This is a genomic window from Aminobacter ciceronei, assembly GCF_014138625.1.
Lineage (GTDB): Bacteria > Pseudomonadota > Alphaproteobacteria > Rhizobiales > Rhizobiaceae > Aminobacter > Aminobacter ciceronei.
The window spans coordinates 136,367-158,553 of record NZ_JACJHY010000014.1; the positions used below are offsets into that span (position 1 = coordinate 136,367).

General features: G+C 64.4%; 16 protein-coding genes. 7 read left to right on the forward strand and 9 right to left on the reverse strand.

Annotated features, from left to right (window positions below):
* Positions 1-29 precede the first annotated feature (29 nt).
* Genes HNQ95_RS15970 through HNQ95_RS15980 form a run of 3 tightly spaced genes read right to left on the reverse strand, consistent with a single transcriptional unit; the run spans position 30 to position 4,930 of the window.
* Positions 30-1,334 (reverse strand): NAD(P)/FAD-dependent oxidoreductase, encoded by a 1,305-nt coding sequence (locus HNQ95_RS15970; RefSeq protein ID WP_182574511.1) that lies wholly within the window; start codon positions 1,332-1,334, stop codon positions 30-32.
* Positions 1,331-3,628, reverse strand: a complete 2,298-nt coding sequence (locus HNQ95_RS15975) for a molybdopterin guanine dinucleotide-containing S/N-oxide reductase (RefSeq protein ID WP_182574512.1) — start codon at positions 3,626-3,628, stop codon at positions 1,331-1,333. The genes HNQ95_RS15970 and HNQ95_RS15975 overlap by 4 nt, the downstream gene beginning before the upstream one ends.
* Positions 3,629-3,655: 27 nt before the next feature.
* The gene (locus HNQ95_RS15980) at positions 3,656-4,930 is read right to left on the reverse strand and encodes an ABC transporter substrate-binding protein (RefSeq protein ID WP_067955527.1); all 1,275 of its coding nucleotides are present in this window, start codon (positions 4,928-4,930) and stop codon (positions 3,656-3,658) included.
* 564 nt (positions 4,931-5,494) lie between these two features.
* On the opposite strand from HNQ95_RS15980, the gene HNQ95_RS15985 reads away from it, so the two are divergent.
* Both HNQ95_RS15985 and HNQ95_RS15990 read left to right on the forward strand, forming a co-directional pair.
* On the forward strand, positions 5,495-6,286 hold the full coding sequence (locus tag HNQ95_RS15985) for a cyclase family protein (protein ID WP_067955525.1): 792 nt from the start codon (positions 5,495-5,497) through the stop codon (positions 6,284-6,286).
* A 213-nt stretch (positions 6,287-6,499) separates the two neighbouring features.
* A complete protein-coding gene (locus HNQ95_RS15990; protein WP_083948718.1) occupies positions 6,500-7,051 on the forward strand; it encodes a MarR family winged helix-turn-helix transcriptional regulator in 552 nt (183 codons plus the stop codon).
* Between the two features lie 17 nt (positions 7,052-7,068).
* Here the strand turns inward: HNQ95_RS15990 and HNQ95_RS15995 are convergent, their stop codons facing one another.
* The 4 genes from HNQ95_RS15995 to HNQ95_RS16010 all read right to left on the reverse strand — a co-directional run bounded on the left by HNQ95_RS15995 (position 7,069) and on the right by HNQ95_RS16010 (position 12,780).
* The gene (locus HNQ95_RS15995) at positions 7,069-8,601 is read right to left on the reverse strand and encodes an indolepyruvate oxidoreductase subunit beta family protein (RefSeq protein ID WP_246340773.1); all 1,533 of its coding nucleotides are present in this window, start codon (positions 8,599-8,601) and stop codon (positions 7,069-7,071) included.
* 17 nt (positions 8,602-8,618) lie between these two features.
* On the reverse strand, positions 8,619-10,772 hold the full coding sequence (locus tag HNQ95_RS16000; RefSeq protein WP_067955519.1) for a ferredoxin family protein: 2,154 nt from the start codon (positions 10,770-10,772) through the stop codon (positions 8,619-8,621).
* A gap of 277 nt (positions 10,773-11,049) precedes the next feature.
* Positions 11,050-11,853 (reverse strand): arginine deiminase family protein, encoded by an 804-nt coding sequence (locus tag HNQ95_RS16005; protein WP_067955518.1) that lies wholly within the window; start codon positions 11,851-11,853, stop codon positions 11,050-11,052.
* Positions 11,854-11,949: 96 nt separating this feature from the next.
* Positions 11,950-12,780, reverse strand: coding sequence for an AraC family transcriptional regulator (locus HNQ95_RS16010; protein ID WP_067955516.1), 831 nt, complete (start codon positions 12,778-12,780; stop codon positions 11,950-11,952).
* A gap of 171 nt (positions 12,781-12,951) precedes the next feature.
* On the opposite strand from HNQ95_RS16010, the gene HNQ95_RS16015 reads away from it, so the two are divergent.
* Genes HNQ95_RS16015 through HNQ95_RS16025 form a run of 3 tightly spaced genes read left to right on the forward strand, consistent with a single transcriptional unit; the run spans position 12,952 to position 15,557 of the window.
* The gene (locus HNQ95_RS16015; protein WP_154385210.1) at positions 12,952-14,208 is read left to right on the forward strand and encodes a cytochrome P450; all 1,257 of its coding nucleotides are present in this window, start codon (positions 12,952-12,954) and stop codon (positions 14,206-14,208) included.
* A gap of 15 nt (positions 14,209-14,223) precedes the next feature.
* On the forward strand, positions 14,224-14,544 hold the full coding sequence (locus tag HNQ95_RS16020; RefSeq protein WP_067955512.1) for a 2Fe-2S iron-sulfur cluster-binding protein: 321 nt from the start codon (positions 14,224-14,226) through the stop codon (positions 14,542-14,544).
* 59 nt (positions 14,545-14,603) lie between these two features.
* Positions 14,604-15,557, forward strand: coding sequence for a ring-cleaving dioxygenase (locus HNQ95_RS16025; protein ID WP_154385209.1), 954 nt, complete (start codon positions 14,604-14,606; stop codon positions 15,555-15,557).
* 17 nt (positions 15,558-15,574) lie between these two features.
* Here the strand turns inward: HNQ95_RS16025 and HNQ95_RS16030 are convergent, their stop codons facing one another.
* On the reverse strand, positions 15,575-17,131 hold the full coding sequence (locus HNQ95_RS16030) for a VOC family protein (protein ID WP_067955507.1): 1,557 nt from the start codon (positions 17,129-17,131) through the stop codon (positions 15,575-15,577).
* Between the two features lie 128 nt (positions 17,132-17,259).
* Positions 17,260-19,437, reverse strand: coding sequence for a malate synthase G (locus HNQ95_RS16035; protein WP_182574513.1), 2,178 nt, complete (start codon positions 19,435-19,437; stop codon positions 17,260-17,262).
* Between the two features lie 183 nt (positions 19,438-19,620).
* Here HNQ95_RS16035 and HNQ95_RS16040 point away from each other — a divergent pair, with 183 nt between their 5' ends.
* Positions 19,621-20,553, forward strand: a complete 933-nt coding sequence (locus tag HNQ95_RS16040; RefSeq protein WP_067955504.1) for a sugar phosphate isomerase/epimerase family protein — start codon at positions 19,621-19,623, stop codon at positions 20,551-20,553.
* Positions 20,554-20,684: 131 nt separating this feature from the next.
* Positions 20,685-22,091: an allantoinase PuuE gene (gene puuE / locus HNQ95_RS16045; protein WP_067955501.1), complete on the forward strand. Its 1,407-nt coding sequence runs from the start codon at positions 20,685-20,687 to the stop codon at positions 22,089-22,091.
* The last annotated feature ends 96 nt before the right edge of the window (positions 22,092-22,187 follow it).

The following is a 22,187-nucleotide window of genomic DNA, read 5'->3' on the forward strand; positions in this document are numbered from 1 at the left end:
AGACAGAGATATGCCGCGCTAGCGGGCGATTACAATCCCTGGCGCCGGTCCTGCCACCTGGCCTGGGCGATGGCGACCGACGGGGCTGCAGCGGCGAAACTGCGAAACGGCAGGGCGCGCGGCGAAGCCTCGGGGATCGGCAACGCGTCGAGCGGCGTGCCTGACGCAGCGTCGGCCAGCACCTCGCCGAGCATGGCGGTCAAGGCGATACCTCGGCCGTTGCAGCCGATGCCGCCGATGAAGCGCGGGCCGAACTCATAGACATGTGGCAGGAAGTCGGTGGTCATGGCGGCGGTGCCGCGCCAGATGCTTTCGACGGCAGGCGGTCGAGGCAAGCCGAGCTCGGCCTGCAGGCGCCCGGCGACCATCGCGGCCATGCGCGCCTCGGCGCCAAGCGGAAGCATCGACATGCCGCCGCTGATCAGCCGGTTGTCGCGGTCGAGCCTGAAGGTGAAGAGATTGGCACGCGTGTCGGCGACGGGGTTCCGCTCCGGCGAAATACGCCGCACAGTGACCTCGTCGAGCGGGGCGGTGGCAATCTGATAGACGCGCAGCGGCACGACGATGCGGCCGAGGCGGCGGGCGGCGCCCTGTTCCGAGGCATTGGTGCACAGCAGGACCTTATCGGCGTCGATCGTGCTTTGTCCGCTGGTCAGCCGCCAGCCATCGTTCGACCGCTCCACGGCCTGGACAGGTGCGTGTTCGTGGATCGATGCACCGGCCTTGATGGCAGCACTCGCCAATCCATAGGCGTAGTTGAGCGGATGCAGTGTGCCGCCGCTCTCATCGATGAGGGCGCCGGCATTGTGCCTGAGGCTGGCGCGGCGGCGCGCCTCGCCGCCATTGAGCATGCGCACCGGACGGCCCAGCGCCTGCCAGGCCTGCGCCCGGTGTTCGAGGATGCCGAGCATCTTTTCCGAATGCGCGACATGCATCCAGCCGACCTGCTCGGCATCGCAAGCGATGCCATGTTCGTGGATGGTCGCGTAGACGCGATCGGCGCCGCCACCGATCATCTGCAGCAGTCTGTAGCCGCGTTCCTCGCCAAGCTTGCGAACCACCGCCGCAGGGTCGGCCTTGGCGAAATTCGGCACCACGAAACCGGCATTGAGTCCGCTCGCGCCGCTGCCGATCGTCTCCGCCTCGAGCACGGCGACACGCGCGCCGCGTCGGGCGAGGTGGAGTGCAGCGGTCAGGCCGGTGAAGCCGGCGCCGATGATTGCCACGTCGACCTTGCTTGCAGCGCGCAAGGGCTGGGTGACAGGGGCCGGATTGGCGGTTTGCCACCACACAGTACGCATGTGTTGGTGCGGCGCGCTCTGTGCGGTGGTCATGATGTCGCGAAGTCCGGCAGGCAAAAGGCGGTGACAGGTGGAAGCGGGCCGGCAAAGGCGGCGATCTCTACAAGGCACGTCTGGGCGCTGCAGCCTTGCGACAGGCCGGACGCCGGCATGTCGAGCGTCAGCACGTTCGGGTTGCCGTGCTTTTCGAGCCCGGTCACGGGGTCCGGATCGAACCAGGCGCCGGTGTTGAGCCGCACCACGCCGGGCATGATGTCGCCGGTGATGGTGACGGCGGCCAGACAGCGGCCGCGGTCGTTGAACAGCTCGACGATCTGTCCTTGTTCCAGCCCGCGTTGCGCAGCATCCCGAGGGTTCATGTAGACCAGCTCGCGCCCATTCGACTTGCCGCCGGCGCTGTGGGGGCTGGCGTCGAGCTGGCTGTGCAGCCGGCGCGCCGGCTGGTCGGTCAGAAGGTGCAGCGGATATCTGGTGGCGAGCCCGGCGCCCAGCCACTCCACCGGTGCCATCCATGTCGCATGGCCGGGGCAGTCGTCCAGGCCGAAGCCGGCGATACGCTGCGAGAAGATCTCGATCTTGCCCGACGGTGTACCGAGCGGTTTGCGCTCCGGATCGGCGACGAAATCGGCAAGCATGGTGACCGGCTGGTCGAGCGGGGTCAGGTCGATCAGCCCGTCGCGCCAAAAGGTTTCGAAATCGGGCAGGTCGAGCCCGCGCGCGCGATTGAGTGGCCGGCATTCCTCGTAGAGCCGCGACAGCCAGCCCGTCGCGTCGAGCCCTTCGGAGAAGGTTTCGCCGCAGCCGAGCCGCTCGGCCAATTCGGCGAAGATGGCGTAGTCGTCGCGCGCCTCTCCCGCCGGCGGCACTGCTTGCTTCATGGCAACGATGAAGGCCTCCAGCGTGGCGGAACCGATATCGTCGCGTTCGAGCGAGATTGTCGCCGGCAAGACGATATCGGCGCGCTTGGCCGTCGGCGTCCAGTACTGCTCGTTGACGATGACTGTGTCGGGCTTCTGCCAGGCCTTGAGCAGGCGGTTGAGATCCTGGTGATGGTGGAACGGGTTGCCGCCGGCCCAATAGATCAGGTGGATGTCGGGGTAGGTCTGCGTCTTGCCGTTGTAGGTGAAGGGCGCGCCGGGATTGAGCAGCATGTCGGCGATGCGGGCGACCGGAATGAAGTCGGGAATGCCCGGCTTGAGCTGCGACAGCGTCGGCCCCTTGATGCGGGTGTGGGCGCTGCCGACAAGATTTGCCGCGCCATAACCGACGCCGAAACCGCCGCCAGGCTTCCCGATCTGGCCGAGCATTGCCGCCAGCGTCACCACCATCCAGTAGGGTTGTTCGCCATGGCTGGCGCGCTGCATCGACCACGAAACATTGAGCATCGTGCGTGCCGATGCCATATGGCGGGCAAGATCGACGATGGTTCCGGCAGGCACGCCGCTGATCTCTTCGGCCCATTCGGGTGTCTTCGGCACACCGTCGGTGGCTCCGGTGAGGTAGGGGACGAAGTTCTCGAAACCCGTGCAGCAGCGGTCGAGGAAGGCCTCGTCGTGCAGGTCTTCGCTGTAGAGTACCCAGGCCAGCGCCAGCATCAGGGCGGTGTCGGTGTTGGGTCGGCAGGCGATCCATTCGGCCGCATCGGAGACGGCGCCGAAATTGTCGCGCACCGGGCCGATATTGACGAAGCGGGTGCCGGCCGCGCGCATGCCGGCAAGGCCCGCCGGCACGCCGTGCAGGGCGACGCCGCCGGCATTGATCTGCGCATTCTTGACCGGCACGCCGCCGAAGCTGACGAACAGCTCGCAATGCGCGGCCAGCGTGTCCCAGGAGGAATGGCCGGCCATCAGTTCGTCCATGCTGGCCACGATATGCGGCAGCACGACGTTGGCAGCGCCCAGGCTGTAGGAATCGACATGCCGGACATAGCCGCCGGCGGCATTCAGGAAGCGGTGCACCTGGCTTTGCGCGTGGTGAAAGCGGCCGGCACTCGACCAGCCATAGGAGCCACCGAAGATCGACGCATTGCCGTGGCTCGTCCGGACCCGGTCGATCTCGCCGGCTGCGAGGTCGAGGGCGAGGTCCCATTCGACCTCGACGAAGGGATCGCTGCCGCGTCGTTCCGCTGCAGTGCCAGGGCCGTGATCGAGCCAGTTCTTGCGTATCGCCGGGCGTCGGACCCGGAGCCTGTCGAGCGCCGGGTCGAGTTGGTAAAGGCCGATCGGGCTCGGGTCCCGATCGCGCCCGAACGGCTTGAGGGCGAGCAAGCCATTCCCGCGGGGTTCGACCTCGTAGGTGCCCCAATGGGAAAGCGTGTAGCTGGTCATGCCCGTCCCGTACCTGTTGCCGCTGCCTTAGCCGTCGATTTCCGCCAGCAGCTTCGCCATATCCTCGGCGCTGATGGTCTTGTCGATGACCAGTTCCTCGCCCTCGATGTGCCAGGTCAGCGCGGGGCCGCTGATGTCGCCGTTGACGTCGAACTCGATTGGACCGAGCGCGCCGACATACTTGATCGGCTTGCCGGCCTTGACCAGCTCCAGTGCCTTCTTGAACTCTGCCGGGCCGGTGCCGATGACCTCGCCGCCAGGCGTCTGGGTCTTGCGGATCGCATCGCGGATCGCAGGGCCGGACAGGTCGGGCGCGATGTTCATGGCAAGGCCGAGGATCGTTACGGCATCATATTCGTTGGAAATGCCAGGGCCGTCGGCGCTGATGTTGTAAGCCGCCTTGAACGCCGCCTTGAACTCGTCGAGCGTGGCGCTCTGGGTCGAGGTGTTGTCAGTGCCGAACGCCTTGGTCAGGTACTTGGCGCCGACCGCCTTGACGAAGTCGGGGCTGCGCAGCGCGTTGTTGAGGATCAGCTGCTGCGTGCCGCCGAGCGAGATCCATTCGCGGGCGATGGTGGCGCCGTCCTGTGGGAAGGCGACGATGAACATCGCATCGGGCTTCTCGGCCAGCGCCGCCGAAACTTCGGCGCGATAAGACGCCTGGTTTTCGTTGAAGGCGACAGCCTTGACCACTTCGCCGCCGAACTTCTCGGTCGCCTTGGTGAAATCCTTGACCAAGCTCGCGCCGTAGTCGGTGTTCACATAGATCATCGCGATGCGCTTGAGGCCGCGGTCGGCCGCGATCTTGGCCGGCAGGTAGGAGAGGTTCTTGACCACCGGGAAGGTGCGAAAGAAAAAGCCGCCGGTCTTGCCTTCCTGCGCCATCGTCGTCAGCACCGGGGCTGACGAGCAGCAGGCGATCTGGGGGATCTGCGACGGAGCCGATACCGAGGTCAGGATCGGGATGGTGACGCCGCTGCCGATGCTCGCCGACAGTGCCTTCACGCCCTCGACATCGACGAGATATTTGGCGGCGTCGACGCCGACATTGGGCTGGCCCTGATCGTCGCGCAGCACGAACTCGACCTGGCAGCCCTTGACGCCGCCGCCTTCGTTGATGTTGGCGATGGCGAGCTGTGCGCTGTTGCCGATGGCCTTGCCCACCGCACCCATCGATCCCGTCAGCGACAGCACGCCGCCGATCTTGACCGGGCAAGCGGCGTCCTGGGCCATTGCCGAGGTGGTGGAAAATGCGGTGGCTGCAAGCAGGCTGGCCAGCATCAGGCCCTTGGTTTTGTTCATCAGTCCGTTCCCCTTGTATGGATGATGGCAGCCGCGTGCTCGTCTCAGGCCTTGGTGCCCCGTTGGTCAAGCCGTCGCGGAAACGTTCCTCACTTCCATCATTTGATCATAAGCGCACAAAATTTTGCGGTTGTAAAGCGAGGCCGGAAGACTGGAGTTGAGACCGCAACGGCGGAGGAAATGCCGAAATACGTGATTGTAATCAGACGTTTGATTTATTTAGCAGCGTCTTTCGTAGCCGCCTAACGCAGGAGGAAAGCGAAGCGTCCGAATTTCGGATTTTTGTCGAATTTGTGCCGGCTCGGAAGATTTTCACCTGCCCTGAAGGCGAAAGCAGGCACAATGCAGCGGCCTGCCGGGGCCAAGATCAGGCACGCTGGCATCTCGACAGCTGCCCCTTGGTCAGTCAAACCCCACCGAAACCATGCATACGGGGATATTCGAGCTTGAAGGATGCCAGCCTTGTTGGCATCTAGGCAAAAATAATATTTGCAAATGCATATGACTTGATTAGGCTGAAACAAACCTGGCCTTCCGGACCGGGCAAAGAGGAGGAGAGCCAAGATGACAGCCAACCAGACGTTGGCGGATTTCGCGTCGGCAATCGCCACGGGCGCGGTCCAGATCGTCGACCTGACCGCACCGCTGGGGCCAGATACGCCGGTCCTGTACCTGCCGCCGGACTTCGCCAAGAACACGCCGAAGTTCAAGATGCACGAGATCTCGCGCTATGATGCCAACGGTCCTTGGTGGGCCTGGGGCTGGATGGAGCTCGGCGAGCACACCGGCACCCATTTCGATGCCCCGGTGCACTGGATCTCCGGCAAGGATGTCGCCCAGGGCACCACCGACACCGTGTCGCCGCAGTCATTCGTAGCACCTTGCGTCGTTATCGACTGTTCAAAGGAGGTCGCCGGCAATCCGGACTTCCTGCTGACCGCCGATGGCGTAAAGGCCTGGGAGGCGGTGCACGGTCAAATTCCGCGTGGCGCCTGGGTGCTGATGCGCTCGGACTGGTATCCGCGCAACACCTCGACCGAGGCCTTCCTGAACGCAGACGACAATGGCCCGCATACGCCCGGGCCGAGCGTCGACTGCGTTCGTCTGCTGGTCGAGCGCGGCGTGCTCGGTTTCGGCAACGAATGCGTCGGCACCGATGCCGGCAGCGCGGTGGCGATGGATCCGCCGTTCCCCGCGCACAGCTTGCTGCTCGAAGTCGGCAGCTACGGCCTCGCCAGCCTGTGCAACCTCGACAAGCTGCCAGCCACCGGTGCCGTTCTGGTCGTGGCGCCGCTCAAGATTGTCGGCGGCACTGGCAGCCCGGTGCGCGCCTTCGCGCTCGCGCCACGCGCCTGATCGGGCCTCAGTGGGGACTGCGGCGGCTCCCACCGCCGCTGTCGCCTCGAGATGAATGGGTACCAGCCATCTCGAGGCGTAGGGCCGGGTTGCCTTGTGGCGCCCGGCCTTTTCATTTGATGCCAGGTGAGACGCTCTGGACGGTTGCCGGATAATCGGCTTCATGGCAATCCGGACAGCGTCGAACTCCATCGAGCCGAACGGGTAGCAATGATCACGAAATACTTCACCGGGTCGTTCAGGGAAGCTGGAGATGGCAACCGTCTGCCCAGCCTCGGCGAAATCGGGCTCAACCGCTTTGCCCCGCACCTCATCAACCGCCTGTCGGCAAGCTACAACGCCAACCTGCAGGAACGGCTGCGCCCGCTCGACCTGACCACGCCGAAGATGCGGGCGATCGCGCTCTTGACCATCTCGCCCGGGCTTACCGTCAATGAGCTGTCATTCCTCGCGGTTGTCGAACAGTCGACGATGAGCCGTACGCTCGACGCGCTGGAGGAGCAGGGCTTTGTCCGCCGCCAGTCGCGCGCTGACGACATGCGCGTGCGCGAAGTGCACATCACCGACGCTGGCCGCGACGTCTTCCAGCAGTTCTGGCCGGTGCTGTTCGGCATCTTCTCGCAGCTGTTCGAGGGCATCGAGCCCGACGAATACGACGCTTTCATCGTCACGCTGCACAAGGTCCTGCGCAACATCGACCGGATCGGCGGCGGCGGTGACGCAACGGTCAAGAACGGCGACGGAAAGGCCGACGCCGAGACTTAAGCTACGGCGCGAGCGCGTCAGGCGAAGCTGCGGACCGTCGCCAATGCGCCGTCGAGCGACTTGCCGGCCTCGTCTTGCAACGCCGCCTGAACGAGGCGCTTGAGCCAGGTTCCGCCATCCTCACGCCCCTTGAGCAGGGGCACTGCCGACAGCACCTTGTCGAACTTGCCCTGGCCGCGGCTGTGGGTGTCGGAATAGCCCTTCACCAGCCGACGGCTGCCGACCACCGCTGACGCCAGCTCATAATTGGCGGGCAGCAGGGATGACGCCATTTCCAGCCAGCTTGCGATATGCGCCATCTCGCGCTTGTGGCGCAGCATGGTGCGGCGTATCGGCTTCAGGCTGGAGAGCGCATAGAGGGCCAAAAACCAGCCGACGGTACCGGTGCGCACGCGCCGGCCCTTGCTGAACAGGCGCTCCAGCAACTTGAGCAGCGCCGGGCGGTTCTCGATGAACTGGCCGAGGGACGCCGGCATCGTGCCGACAACCTCCTCGGCGCGCGGGTGCATGTATTCGGTGGTGTAGACGAGTTGCTCGCCGGTAGCGCCGATCTCCTTGCGGACGCGTTCGAACCGCGTCGCGCGCGTCTTGAGGTCGGCGACCCGCACGACATCGTCATAGGCCATGGCGATGGCGAGATATTTGGCGATCTCCTGGCTGAAGCCGAAGTTCCTCGTTTCGCCGCCGGCGTTTCGGTCAAGCGTGAGCAGGCGCGACGCGGTGTCGAGATACTCCTCGGCATAACGCGGGTCCTGGAAGTCGACGAGCTTCTTCGCGCCGGCATAAAGCATCGGCGCCAGCACTGGCGGGAACTCGGAATGGATGCGGTCGAGCAGCCGGTCGAGCTTTGGATGGCCGACCGACAAAGGTGCGTCCGGCAGCAGCTTTTCAGGCTTCCTGGCCAGTTTATCAGGCGTGCCGTCGCGGGCTCTGTCGAATGCGGCGCCAAAGGCACGCAGGCTGGCCTCGACGCCCTTGCCGCCGGCGCGCACCGCAGCCTCGAAGGCCTGGCGCGTGAACGGCAGGACATTGGCGCCGGCCAAGGCGCCGAACATCGCCGACGAGATGACGCTGCCATTCTTTTCGGCCAGCGTCTGCATGTCGAAGACAATAGTCTTCCTGGCCGCGACGCCGAAAGCATCGGCGACGGCGAGCGGATCGCCGGTGCCGTCGCCCGGCACTTCCTTTTCGCCGACCGCATAGGATCGATGCGTCGAGGCGATCAGCGTCGTCTTGTCCGGCGTGACCAGTCCACGCAGCATCGAGCGGCCGGCTTCCATGAATTCGGCTGCCAGCACGACATCGACGTCGCCGGGCGTCGGCATCAGTGACAGCACCGGCATCTGGCCGTCCTTCGGCTTGAGCATCTCGACATAATAGATCGTGGCACCGGTGCGCTGGGCAACACCGGGCACCGAGGTCGACTGGGCGACCCAGCCCTCGGCCTCGGCGAGCGCCACCACCCAGTCGGCGAGCACGCCGCCGCCTTGCCCGCCCATGGCGAGGATGGCAATCGAGATCGGCTTGTCGTCGGCGGCTATGGTGGTCATCGGACTGCTCATGTCGTTCACCCGAAGACCACGCGCCTGGCTTCGCGGCGGCGCTGCAGGAAGCCGATGACGGCGTTGCGCAGTCTGGCTGCGAAACGGTCGCGCCGGGTGGGGTTGTAGATGATGTCGGCGCGATAGAAGGACGGGCATAGCACTGCCGCCTCCGAGACCTCGCCGCAATTGCCACAGCCGACGCAAGTGTTGTCGATCGCCACCACCGGATCGTCGCGCAGCGGGTCGTCGGTATGCTTGAGCGACAGCGACGGACAGCCTGACAGGCGGATGCAGGCATGATCGCCGGTGCAGGTGTCCTCGTCGACGCCGAAGCGTTCGCGCACCATGCGCTGGCCCGACTTGACAGCCTTGGAGAATAGCGGCTTCTCGCGCCGCTGACGGTTGAGCATGCATTCAGAGGAGGCGACGATGATCTTCGGCCCTTCCTCCTTCGAGGTCAGCGCCTCCTTCAGCGTGTCGCGCATCTTCGCCACATCATAGGTGCGGTCGATCTGGCGCACCCATTTGGCGCCGATGCCCTTTACCGCCTTGACGATCGAGTTGTTGGTCGAGCGCTCCGGATTGTCGGCGCGTGACGACAATATGTCCTGCCCGCCGGTCGCCGACGAATAGTAGTTGTCGACGACCATGATGACGCCGTCATGCTTGTTGTAGACGGCGTTGCCGACCGAGGTGGTTAGCCCGTTGTGCCAGAAGCCGCCATCGCCCATCACCGAGATGGCGCGCTTGCCGGCGTCGACATTGAAGGCCGAGGCAGAGGCCGGGCCGAGGCCGTAGCCCATGGTGGAGCCGCCGATGTTGAACGGCGGCAGGATGGAAAACAGGTGGCAGCCGATGTCGGCCGAGACGTGGTGTTCGCCGAGCTCCTGCTCGACGAGCTTCATGGCGGCGAAGATCGGCCGTTCCGGACAGCCGGTGCAGAAGCCAGCGGGGCGCGCGGGCACGACGGCGTTAAGCGCCTTGACCTTCGGATCGGCAAGCACCGCATCGGCGCTGGGCAACGGCGGGCGGTTGCCGAGAAGGGCTACGGCATGCTCCTCGAGAAACGCCTGGATGCCGTTCATCAGCACGGCCGCCGTATAGTCGCCGCGGATCGGCAGCACACCCTTGCCGGCGAGCCTGGTGTTGATGTCGCGCCGGCGCAGGATCGAGTTCACCGCCTGCTCGAGATAGTCGGGGTGCCCTTCCTCTACCATCAGCACGGCGCGCTTGCCGGCGCAGAATGCCGACACCTCGTCGTCGATCAGCGGATAGGTGACGTTGAGCACATAGAGCGGGATTGCTGTGTTGCCGTAGGCGTCGGCGAGCCCCAGCAGTTGCAGCGCCCGCATCACCGAGTTGTACATGCCGCCTTGCAGGATGATGCCGACATCACCCGCGTCGGGGCCGAACCATTCGTTCAACTTGCGGCTCTTGATGAAATCGATGGCCGCCGGCCAGCGTTTCTCGATCTTCTCGCGGTCATGCACGGTGATCGACACCGGCGGCAGCACGATGCGGTCGAGATCGCGCACCGGATTCTCCAGCGCCTCCTTGATCGTGAATTCGGGACGCTTGTTGTCCTTGGCGACGAACTGGCCATGCACGTGGCAGGCGCGGATGCGCACCTGCATCATCACGGGCGTGTTGGACGCTTCCGACAGCTCGAAACCGTCTTCGACCGACTTGACGATCGATTCGAGATTGGGGCGCGGGTCGAGCAGCCACATCTGCGACTTCATAGCGAAGGCATGGCTGCGTTCCTGCGGGATCGACGAGCCCTCGCCATAGTCCTCGCCGAGGATGATCAGCGCGCCGCCCTTGACGCCGCTCGACGCCAGGTTGGTCAGCGCATCGCAGGCCACATTGGTGCCGGCGGTCGATTTCCAGGTCACCGCGCCACGCAGCGGGTACATCACCGAGGCGGACAGCATGGCGGCCGCAGCGGCTTCGGAAGCGGAAGACTCGAAATGCACGCCGAGCTCGTCGAGCACCGGCTTGGCATCGGCGAGAACGTCCATCAGATGCGAGATCGGCGAACCCTGGTAGCCGCCGACATAAGAGACGCCGGACTGCAGCAGCGCCTTGGTGATGGCGAGGATGCCCTCGCCGCGAAAGAGATCGCCCTCACCGAGCTTGAGGTCTTCGACCTCCCGCGCAAAAGACCGTTCCGCCATGTCGACCCTCCCAGGCGTGGCAAGACCGCTGCCACCATGGCTCGACGCCCCTCAGGGCCGCCAGGCTTGCCGGGCGTCGAGCTGCATATCTATGAAAATGCATATTCATGAAAATGCATGGATCTGTCAATCGCTGCGGGGTGGATCAAAGGGTCGAAAGATTAATCAGCCGAACGAGTAGCGATCTTCCTTGACCGATACGTGTGATGCATGTCTGTGCATATATAAAACGATCGCCCAGCGTCACGGCGTGCGACTGCAACGCCAAAAGCTCCGCTTAGCTGGCTGGCCGATGCCAGCGCAGCGACATGCAGGATAGGCCGGCGTCGATCTTGCCGATCTCGGTCGTCTTGAGCGGCACCACATTGTAGCCGAGCCGGTCGAGCATCTCGATTGTGCGTGGATAGTCGGAACCCACCATCACCACGCCGTTGACACGCAGCGCGTTGGCGGCTGGCTCCTCACCTGCCGGGATGGTGACTTGCCGGAAGCCATCGAACACACCAGAACGGCCGAGCCTTTCGGTGGTCAGCATCGTCTCTTCGTCGAGCAGCGAGCAGTCGGTTTTGAAATGCAACACGCCTTCCGGGGTCTGCACGATCTCGCCCTTGCGTCCGAGGCGGTCGAGGCTGGCGACGAGGCCTTCGGCACCGGCGCGGTCGGTGCGGGCCGACAGCCCGATCATCACGCTCCGGGGCGTGGTCAGCACGTCGCCACCGTCAGCGAAGCCTGATGACGGCAGGTCGAGCACGGTGCTGAACATCGCCTTCAGTGTCGGGGCGATTTCTGCGGTTTCCCCGACCCGGGTCTCGGCGCCGGGCCGGAGCAGGATCGCACCCTCAGGGAAAGCCAGTGCGGGGTCCTCGACGAAGATCGAGTCGGGGAAGTTATCCAGCGCCGGCAGCACCGTGACCTCGACGCCCGCCGCCTGCATGGCTGTGATGTAGGCCGCGTGCTCCGCCTTGACGCCATCATAGGTCGGGTTGCCGCGATCGTCGGCGCGCAGGCCGTTGACCACCGAGCGCGCCGGCTCGCGCACGATCGCCGCGTTGAATTCGTAGACGGCTGGCTTCGATGTCATGCGGCGTGCTCATCTTGCTGGTTTGGATTGACCGCAGCCTGCCCGAAACCATCTGGCATGTCGACGGGCAGGACATGGGCCAGGGTTGCGGATGCGTCACTGCCCGCGTGCGCGTCGAAACTCGCTCGGCGACTGGCCTGAAATGCGGTGGAAGTCGCGGCTGAAATGATAGGGATCGGCATAGCCTGAGCTCAAGGCCACCGCCGAGATCTTGGCATCGGAGGAGGTCAAAAGCCGCTTGGCGAGGTTCATGCGTTCGTGGCGCATCCAGTCCATCGGCGTGGTGCCGGTCTTCTGGCGGAACTGGCGGTGCAACTGTGAGGCGCTGAGGCTGGAAATGTCCGCCATGTCCTCGATTTGCCAGTTGCGGGCGATGTCGGCCCTCAGCGCCCGCATCAGCCGCTGGATGCGCTCGCTGCTGTCTTCCTCCTGCTCGCCGCGCTCGGCGACCAGCAGCGCGATCAGCTGGCCGACAATGGCGCTCGACAGCGCGTCGGTGGTCTGGCTGCGATGGCCGAGCGTGCCGATCGCCTGCTCGAACAGCGACTCGGCAGTGTTCGATCCCGAAAAGACCGGCGACTGGCCGACACGCAGGAAGGCGAACACGGCGTCGAGGCCGTGGCCGTCGATACTCATCCAGAAATAGTGCCAATGGTCGGCCTCGGCGTGGCAGCCATGGGCATATTGCATCGCCGTATCGAGCCAGACGACGCTGCCGGCTCCGGCGGCGAAGCGCTGACCGGCGATCTCGATCAGGCCGCGGCCTGACATGGTCAGGATCAGCGTGTGGTGGTGGAAGCGGCGCGTCACCAGCCCGTCGTTTTCGGTGAAGTGCGTGCGCCCGGCGACCAGGATCTTGTAGGGATAGGCCTCGGCGTGCCGCCCAGGCGTGTGAAACAGGATCTCGTCGCAGTGGTCTTTGGTCATTTTTGCGCAGGCCGGTAAGCTCGTCCGTTGCCAGCGTTGTAATGGCATGTCACCGACGATGCGAGTTTTATCCATCAAGGCGCGACTGGGGTGCATTCATATCGGCGCCGTTGGCGCTAGCCTGTGACGACAGCTGCCGCATCGTGGTGGCAATCCAGTTGGAGCGACAAGATGGCGACCGCTACCCCAAAGGCAAGCGAATCAGGCACGGCATTCGAGCCGCTGTCGCGCGCCTTCGCCCAGAACCCCTATCCGGCCTATGCGGCGCTGCGCGACAAGGGTGAGCCGCAGTTCTTCCCCGACTTCGACATGTGGCTGGTCGCCCGCTTCGACGACGTCGCCGGCATCGCCCGCGACAACTCGATGGTGCGTTCGCCCGAATTCTTCATGTCCGAAGAAGAGATCATTGAGCAGAAGCGCCGGCAGAACTGGCTCGACATGCCACACCATCAGCGCTTCGTGCAGTTCTCCATGCTCGACAGCGACGGCGACGTGCACGACCGGCTGCGCAAGCAGGTGTTCCGAGAGTTCACGCCTGCTTTCATTGCTCGGCAGCGTGGCATGATCCAGAGTTTCGTCGACAAGTTGGTGGACGGCCTGATAGGCAAGGGCGAGATCGATTTCGTCGAGGACCTCGCCGCCCAGGTGCCGGGCCACATTATCGGCCGCGTGCTTGGCGTGCCTGATGAGGATTGCCCGCAGCTGCGCGTCTGGTCGGAACGGGTTGTCCAGTTCTTTGACATCAATCGCTCCGACGAGCGCAAGGCATTGGCCGAGCAGGCGACGACCGAATTCTACCACTACCTGCTCAAGCTGATGGCCGAGCGCCGCACCGCACCGCAGGAAGACCTGATCACCCGCCTGATGGCGGCGCAGGATGCCGGTCTCCTCAATGAAGACGAGCTGGTCTCGACCTGCATGCTTATCCTGATGGCCGGCCACGGCTCGACCATCGACGTGCTCGGCTCTGGCATGCATGCGCTGCTGCGCTTTCCCGACCAGATGGAGCGTCTGCGGCAGAATCCGGGCCTGATCCACACGGCGATCCAGGAGATGTTCCGCTTCGAATCGCCGCTGCCCTTCTTCCACCGTTACTCGACCACCGACTGCATGGTCGGCGGCAAGGCGTTCCCGCGCGGCACCAAGTTCGGTCTGCTCTATGGCGCCGCCAACCGCGACCCGGCAGCCTTCGGCGAAGACGCCGGCAGCTTTGATGTCGCCCGCAACCCCAACCGTCACCTCGCTTTCGGCGGCGGCGCCCATTTCTGCCTCGGCAACCATCTGGCGCGCCTCGACATGGAGGTGATCTTCACCACGCTGATCAAGCGGCTGAAGTCGATTTCGCTCGCCGAAGCCGAGCCCCAATACAAGCCCGGCCTGTCCGTGCGTGGCCCCAAGGCGCTGCGCCTGACGCTGACCCCGGCCTGATTCAGGAGATGACTTATGTACCGCGTAACCTTCGTCGATGCCGACGGCCAGGCAACCGAACTCACGGCCAATGAAGGCCAGAGCGTTATGTCCGTGGCTGTTGCCAACGGCATCGACCAGATCCTCGCCGAATGCGGCGGTTCCTGCGCCTGCGGCACCTGCCACTGCTATGTCGACGAGAGCTGGACCGAAAAGCTGCCGGCAGCAGACGATTCCGAGCAGGGCATGATCGAATGCCTGATGAACCCGACGGAGCGGAGCCGGCTTACCTGCCAGCTCAAGATGTCAGCCGCCCTCGACGGCCTCGTCGTGCACCTGCCGCGCGAGCAATATTGAGCGTGGCCGCCACGGCCCAAAGGCGCTATCTCTAGGCTTCCCGGTAACAGGAGGCTCTGATGACGCTGCAACTGACGGGCATTCACCACCTCACCGCCATTACCGCGGATGCGCCTGGTAACCTGCGCTTCTACACAGGGACGCTGGGCATGCGGCTGGTCAAGAAGACGGTCAACCAGGACGACACCAGCGCCTACCACCTGTTTTATGCCGACGGAAAGGCAAGCCCGGGCTCGGACCTGACCTTCTTCGACTGGCCGGTGGGGCGTGAGAAGCGCGGCACCCACAGCATCTGCCGCACCGGCCTGCGCGTCGCCGGCGAAACGTCGCTCGACTGGTGGCGCGAGCACCTTGCAGCCAAGGGCATCGACGCCTCGGAGACAACGGACATTGGCGGCTACAAGTCGGTCGACTTCGAAGATCCCGAGGGTCAGCGCCTGCGGCTGGTCGACGACGGCGGCAAGGGACCGGCCAACGAGTGGTCGGCAAGTACAATTCCATCAGAGCACCAGATCAGGGGCCTCGGGCCGATCACCATCAGCGTGCCCAACCTCGCCAACACCGAGCTGGTGCTGACCAGGGTGATGAATCTGCGCAAGCTGCTCGATTTTCCCTCGCCCGATGGCGAAGGCCATGTCCATGCCTACGAAATGGGTGAGGGCGGGCCTGCGGCCGAGTTGCACGTCACCGTCCAGCCGAAACTCAATCCAGCGATGCAAGGTGCAGGCGGCGTCCATCACGTCGCCTTCCGCACACCAGACGTCGAGCAGATCCACGAATGGACAGCGCGGCTGCAGGAGTTTCGGCTGCCGTCGAGTGGCGAGGTCGAGCGCTACTATTTCCGTTCGCTCTATTTCCGCGAGCCCGCCGGCGTGCTGTTCGAGATCGCTACCGACGGCCCGGGTTTCGCCGTCGATGAACCGATGGAGACGCTCGGCGAACGCTTGTCGCTGCCGCCGTTCCTCGAGGACAGGCGGGCGTCGATCGAGGCCAGGCTCAAGCCTCTGGTATGACCCGGCAAGGCGCGCCGTTAGAGATTGCGAGCGGCCAGCCAGTCTCTGACGATCTCGATATCGGCCGCCTCGAAAGCGTGGCCTGAGGATATGGTGCGGGCATCGACCTCGGCGCCGGCGTCGCGCAGCAGGTCGGCGAGTTCGGGGCCGAAGCTGCTGAACACGTCGACGTCGCCCGCGATCGACAGCACCTCGGTATCCGACAGGTCGGCCGCCGGCGGTTGTTCCAGCACCATCGCTGCGCGCAGCAGCGCCGCCCGCCTGATGGCGCCAGGATGCAACAGCATGGCGGCAGCCAGCATGTTGGCGCCGTTGGAGTGCCCAAGAAACACTAGCTTTGCCGGATCGAGCCGGTAAGCCTCGATGGCTCCCTCCACGAAGGCGACCAGCGCCTTGGCCTCCGACCTGATGTCGGCCTGGTCGAATTTGTTGGCCGAGAAGCGGCGAAACCAGCGTGGTGCGCCTTCGTCGGTGGCGCGGCCACGCAGTGCCAGCAGGGTGGCATTCGGCGCGGCCTTGGCGGCGAAGGGGAGAAGGCTGGTCTCGTTGCCGCCCGAGCCGTGCAGCAGCACGATCGTCGTGCCATCTGCATTTTCGGGCGTATAGAAGCGGTGCACGAAAGGCAGTTCGCGATAGATGACGCGCTCCTCGCCCGGCCAGGCGAATTGCGGCAGCATCGTCTTCAGCTCATCGATCTTGTCGGCGCGGTCGGGCGGCACGAACAGATGCGTGCCGAGTTCGTCCAGGGCTTCGTCCACCGCCATTCCGGGCGCATCGGTCGCCAGCTCGATCAGCGTGCCGCCCGGTTCGCGCACATAGAGCGAGTAGAAATACTTGCGGTCATGCACGTTGGTGATCGAGGAATTGCTGGAGCCCAATTCGCCATGCACCCGTTCGACCTCGGCGACGTCTTGGGCACGGAAGGCTATGTGGTCGATGGTGCCGGTACCCGGCGCGCTCGACCAGAAACCCTTGGCGTCGCGGATATCGACAACGTCGCCGGAGTCGGAAATCAGCCGGCGGATGAACTCGGTGCTCGTCTGGGGCCGATAGCCAAAATGCTTGGCAATGAAACTTTCGGTCAGCTCGGGCACCTCGGTCATGATGGTGGCGCCGCGGATGCGGCGGATGGCGTGCTCGACCGGAACGCTCGAACCGTCCCAATCCACCGGGGCAGGGAAGCCTGCCACCCCAACCAACTTGACGATCACTCCGTCGGGGTCTTTCAGCCTGAGCGTCGGCTCGCCCATCTCTTCCATCGGGCCCGAAATCTCGATGTGATGCGATAGCGCCCGCGTCAGCCAGAACCCTATGCTGGCCGGATCGATGGCGAGCGATATCTCGCTCGCCTGGCCGTGGCCGATGCGGCCGGGTCCGCCGTCCTCCCAGACGAGGAAGGTGATCAACGTTCCCGGCTTGGCTGCGCCATCGCCATAGAACAGGTGAAGCTGCGTCGCGTCTTCATAACCGCCGGTCTGCTTGACCAGCCGGAGCCCGAGGAAACCGACATAGAAGTCGACATTGGCCTGCACCTTGCGGGTGATGAGCGTGATGTGATGGATGCCTGCGCCCATGATGCACCTCCGGCCGATTTGCTTTCGGCCGACATTCCCTCAGCCGGGCAGTCGGTGCAACCGATGTTCGACTGGGGGAAAAGAAAGGCCCCGACAAGCGGGGCCTTCCAATCTCGATGTCGAAGGCCTCAGGCCGACAGCGCCTTGGTCTCGCGACGCCTGATATGGAGCACATGCTCGGTGTACCCGCTCGACTGCGTACGGCCGTTGAAGACAAGGTCCTCGGCGGCCTTGAAGGCAGGGCTGTCGAAGCCCGGTGCCAGCGGCTTGTAGCCTTCGGTCTCGGCGTTCTGCCTGTCGACGACGGCTGCCATGCGCCGCATCGTTTCGCGCACCTCCGTCTCGCCGACGATGCCGTGGCGCAGCCAGTTGGCGACGTGCTGGGAAGAGATGCGCAGCGTCGCGCGATCTTCCATCAGCCTTACATCGTCGAGGTCGGGTACGGTCGACACGCCAACGCCCTGGCCGACCCAGCGCACGACGTAACCGAGCAGGCCCTGCAGGTTGTTTTCGAGCTCGGCCTTGATCTCGTCGGCGCTGTAGCTGCGGGTCGCCAGCGGAATGGTCAGCAGATCGGTCAGCGAGGCATGCTCCCTGCCGCGCAGTTCGTCCTGGACTGCCGCGACGTCGACGAGGTGATAATGCATGGCATGCAGCACGGCTGCCGTCGGTGTCGGCACCCAGGCGGTGCTGGCACCGGCCAGCGGATGGGCGATCTTCTTGTCGAGCAGGCCGGCCATCTGGTCGGGGGCCGCCCACATGCCCTTGCCAATCTGGGCGCGGCCGGGAAGGTTGCGGGCAATGCCGACATCGACACTGTTCGCCTCATAGGCCTTCAGCCAGGTGGCGCTTGCCATCTCGGCCTTACGCATCATCGGGCCGGCTTCCATCGAGGTGTGGATCTCGTCGCCGGTGCGGTCGAGGAAGCCGGTGTTGATGAACACCGTGCGGTCGCGCACCTTGGACATGCAGGCGGCGAGGTTGACTGATGTGCGGCGCTCCTCGTCCATGACGCCGATCTTCATCGTGTATTTGGGCAGGCCGACGAGCTCCTCGATGCGCTTGAACAACAGGTCGGAGAGGCCGACCTCGTCGGGGCCGTGCATTTTCGGCTTCACGACATAGACCGAACCGGTGCGGCTGTTGCGTATGGCATTTTCGCCGCGGATGTCTTGTGCCGCACTGGCAACGGTGATCGCCGCGTCGAGGATTGCCTCGGGCACCGGCTTGCCGGCCGCGTCGAGCACGGCGTCTGTGAACATGTGGTGGCCGACATTGCGCACCAGCATTGTCGAACGGCCATGCAGCACAAGCGTGCCGCCGCCGGGTGCGGTGAAGACCCGGTCTTCGACCAGCTTGCGGGTGACGGTCTTGCCGTCCCGGACAAATTCCGAGCTCAGGCTGCCGTCCATCAGGCGCTGCCAGTTGCGGTAGACGACAATCTTGTCTTCGGCGTCGACTGATGAAACCGCATCCTCGAGATCCATGATGATCGAGATCGCCGCCTCGATGACCACGTCTGATATGCCGGCGGCGTCGAGCGCGCCGACCTGATGCTCGCGGTCGAGCACCAGCTCCATATGCAGGCCGTTATTGACCAGGAGCACGCTTCTCGGCTCATGGCGCGGGCCGGTGAAGCCGGCAAACTGGCTGGGCGAACGAAGGCCGATCTTCTTGCCGTCGGCCAAGGTCACCTGCAGCTTGCCGTGCTCGACGATGTAGCCGACAGCGTCGGCATGGCGGCCGGCAGCCAGCGGCACGACCTGATCGAGGAATTCGCGGACACGGGCGATGACCAGCCTGGCACGGGCCGGGTTGAACGCCTTGCTCTTTTCGGCGCCACCGGTCGCGGGAATGGCATCGGTGCCGTAGAGCGCGTCATAGAGCGAACCCCAGCGCGCATTGGCGGCATTCAGCGCGTAGCGGGCATTGGACAGCGGCACCACCAGCTGGGGGCCGGCGATGGTGCCGATCTCGGCGTCGACGTTCTTGGTCGCCACCTGGTAGGCGTCGGCGGCAGGTGCCGGCACCAGATAGCCGATGTCACGCAGGAATTGCTCGTAGGCGGTGCCGTCATGCGGCTTGCCCTTGTGCTCCAGATGCCAGGCATCGATCTTCCCCTGCAGTTCGTCGCGAATGGCGAGCAGTTCGTGATGCCGGGGCGCGAGGTCGCGAATGATCTCCGCAAGCCCGCTCCAGAAAGCGGCTGGTTCAAGCCGGGCGCCGGGCAGCACCTCCTGCTCGACGAAGGCGCGCAGCGCCGGGTGGACTGAAAGGCCGGCGACGCTTTCATAGGTCTGGGTCATGGGATGGCTCCTTCGATACGCGCGAGGCGCGGCAACTCCGTTTGATGCTGATGACAGCGATTGTATCCATTGACAAGGATTTTTTGATACAGGATAGTATCCAAGTGCTTGGGCTGCCAGGCTGGCCGCTGTCCGACGCGCCCAGATGGCTGCTGCGCACCATTTTTCCGGCGAGGCGTCAGTATGATCGGCATCATCAAGAGTTCATTGCCGGGCGGTAGGAACCTCACTGCTGTCGAGGCGCTGCAGGCCGCCGCGAAGCTGGGGCTGCAGGGGCTGCTGTTCAACTCACTCTTCGACGTCAGCCCGACGCTCGATCCGGCAGAATTGGCCGCCGCCCGCGCCGAGGCGAACCGCTTGGGCCTGGAAATCTCGTCGATGCTCGGCATCGTCAATCCGGCGCTGCCCGCCCGCAGCCAGCCAATCGTCGACGCCGGTGGCGGCGACATGCAGGCAGGTATCGAGAGACTGGTCGAGCTCGCCGCCGGCATCGACATCCGCGACATGTTCTTCATCATCGGCATGATCGAGGATCGCTTCGAGGCCGATGTGAGCTGGCAGGCCCAGCTCGACGGCGTAGCTGAGCTGCTTTGCCGCTGCGCTCCGGCCCTGCGCCGGAATGGCTCGAAGCTGCTGCTCAAAACGCATGAGGAAATAGCAACATCAGAGATTGTGGCGCTGGTCGAAAGGATCGGGGCCGATGTGCTCGGTGTGGCCTTCGACCCGGTCAACGTGCTCTGCCGGTTGGAAGATCCTGTCGCGGCGGCCCGGCGTGTTGCGCCATATGCCACTCAGCTTTATGTCGACGATGCCGTCATGCGCTTCCAGGAGAACGGTATCCGACGCTTTCTGGCACCGCTCGGCGAAGGTTTTGTCGACTGGAATGGTATCAGGCCGTTGCTGCCCGACGCGAAAGTCTGGATCGAGATGCATGCCGGCCAGTTCGCCATGCCGGTGTTCGACCGGCACTGGCTCAAGAACCAGCCGCCGGTTGCCGTCGAAGAATTTGCCTCGGTGCTGGCGATGGCAGCGAAGTTTGGAACGCGCCAGGTGCCGTGGGACCAGGCGGCGCCTGTCGCGCGGCTGACACAGGCGTTGCGTAGAGGCCTGCCATAGTCCTTTCGCCGAATTATTGGATACGATTTTCACAGTGAACCGAATATGAGGCGCCGGGCTTATGCCGCGACGTCGGACGTCAACACACAGTCATTCGCGCGGGAAGCGACCGCGCATCCGAGGAGGCCTTCATGCGATACCCACGCGACATGCGCGGCTACGGCGAGAACCCGCCCCATGCCAACTGGCCAGGCGGCGCCAATGTTGCCGTGCAGTTCGTGCTCAACTACGAGGAAGGCGGCGAAAACAACATCCTGCATGGCGATGCCGCGAGCGAGGCCTTTCTGTCGGAAATCCCGGGTGCTGCGCAGTGGCCGGGCCAGCGCCACTGGAACATGGAGTCGGTCTACGAATATGGCGCCCGCGCCGGATTCTGGCGGCTGCATCGTCTGTTCACCGACCTCGACGTGCCGGTCACTGTCTATGGCGTCGCAACCGCGCTGATGCGCGCACCTGAACAGTTGCGCGCCATGCAGCAGGCCGATTGGGAAATCGCCAGCCATGGCTACAAATGGGTCGAGCACAAGGACATGCCGGCCGATGAGGAGCGTGCCCAGATAAAGGAAGCGATCCGCCTGCACGCGCTGGCCACCGGCGAGCGCCCCACCGGCTGGTACACCGGCCGCTGCTCGGTCAACACCGTTGACCTGGTCTCCGAGGAGGGCGGCTTCGCCTACGTCTCCGACACCTATGACGACGACCTGCCCTACTGGCGCGAGCATCAGGGCCGCGCGCAACTGATCATCCCCTACACGCTCGAAGCCAACGACATGCGCTTCGGCACGCCGAACGGCTTCAATTCAGGCGACCAGTTCTTCGCCTATCTCAAGGACACCTTCGACTATCTCTATGCCGAAGGGGCGGCCGGCCGGCCGAAGATGTTTTCGATCGGCCTGCATTGCCGCCTCGTCGGTCGCGCCGGCCGTATCGCGGCACTCAAGCGCTTCATCGAACATGTACAGAGCCACGACAAGGTCTGGATCGCCCGCCGCATCGACATCGCCCGGCATTGGGCAAAGGAACATCCCTATGTGAAGCCGAAGCTGGTGCCGTCGAAGATGGACAAGGTTGGGTTTGTCGAGACCTTCGGTCAATGCTTCCGCAATGGAGAAGTGCTGGCCGAACGCGCCTTCGATGGCGAGCTGGCGCCTGTCAATGATAGCCCCTATGGCCTGTTCTTTGCACTGCGTACCCAGTTCCGTGCTGCCGACGAGGCCGAGAAATTCGAGGTGGTGAAGGCCTACACGCCACTCGATCCGCGCATCAAGGCCGCAAGGATTGTCGCCGACGAGAAGGACGCAGAGAGCCTCGACGCCATGACCGCCGGCCAGCAGCAGTTGCTGCTGGAACTGCTCGGCGCCTATGAGGAAAAATTTGGCTTCGGCGCCATCTTTGTCGTGCGCAACTACACCACCGCATCCCTACTGGCTTCGCTGGGCGCGCGGATCGAGACGGACCGCGACACCGAACTGGCCGTCACCTATGGCGAGGTCGAGCGGCTGGCGGAGATTCAGGTCGAGGCACGGTTCTCGGCCTAGGTGTCGTTTCCAAGAAGGTTGTTCAGTCTTTGGAACGGGCTGATGCCTCCAAGGGCCGAGTGTGGGCGTGCCAGGTTGTAGTTGGCTGCCCATTGG

Bases quoted from the DNA above. Each gene is read 5' to 3' on its own strand.
- HNQ95_RS15970 (WP_182574511.1), bottom strand. From the start codon at position 1,334: ATGACCACCGCACAGAGCGCGCCGCACCAACACATGCGTACTGTGTGG.
- HNQ95_RS15975 (WP_182574512.1), bottom strand. From the start codon at position 3,628: ATGACCAGCTACACGCTTTCCCATTGGGGCACCTACGAGGTCGAACCC.
- HNQ95_RS15980 (WP_067955527.1), bottom strand. From the start codon at position 4,930: ATGAACAAAACCAAGGGCCTGATGCTGGCCAGCCTGCTTGCAGCCACC.
- HNQ95_RS15985 (WP_067955525.1), top strand. From the start codon at position 5,495: ATGACAGCCAACCAGACGTTGGCGGATTTCGCGTCGGCAATCGCCACG.
- HNQ95_RS15995 (WP_246340773.1), bottom strand. From the start codon at position 8,601: ATGACCACCATAGCCGCCGACGACAAGCCGATCTCGATTGCCATCCTC.
- HNQ95_RS16000 (WP_067955519.1), bottom strand. From the start codon at position 10,772: ATGGCGGAACGGTCTTTTGCGCGGGAGGTCGAAGACCTCAAGCTCGGT.
- HNQ95_RS16005 (WP_067955518.1), bottom strand. From the start codon at position 11,853: ATGACATCGAAGCCAGCCGTCTACGAATTCAACGCGGCGATCGTGCGC.
- HNQ95_RS16010 (WP_067955516.1), bottom strand. From the start codon at position 12,780: ATGACCAAAGACCACTGCGACGAGATCCTGTTTCACACGCCTGGGCGG.
- HNQ95_RS16015 (WP_154385210.1), top strand. From the start codon at position 12,952: ATGGCGACCGCTACCCCAAAGGCAAGCGAATCAGGCACGGCATTCGAG.
- HNQ95_RS16020 (WP_067955512.1), top strand. From the start codon at position 14,224: ATGTACCGCGTAACCTTCGTCGATGCCGACGGCCAGGCAACCGAACTC.
- HNQ95_RS16025 (WP_154385209.1), top strand. From the start codon at position 14,604: ATGACGCTGCAACTGACGGGCATTCACCACCTCACCGCCATTACCGCG.
- HNQ95_RS16030 (WP_067955507.1), bottom strand. From the start codon at position 17,131: ATGGGCGCAGGCATCCATCACATCACGCTCATCACCCGCAAGGTGCAG.
- HNQ95_RS16035 (WP_182574513.1), bottom strand. From the start codon at position 19,437: ATGACCCAGACCTATGAAAGCGTCGCCGGCCTTTCAGTCCACCCGGCG.
- HNQ95_RS16040 (WP_067955504.1), top strand. From the start codon at position 19,621: ATGATCGGCATCATCAAGAGTTCATTGCCGGGCGGTAGGAACCTCACT.
- puuE (WP_067955501.1), top strand. From the start codon at position 20,685: ATGCGATACCCACGCGACATGCGCGGCTACGGCGAGAACCCGCCCCAT.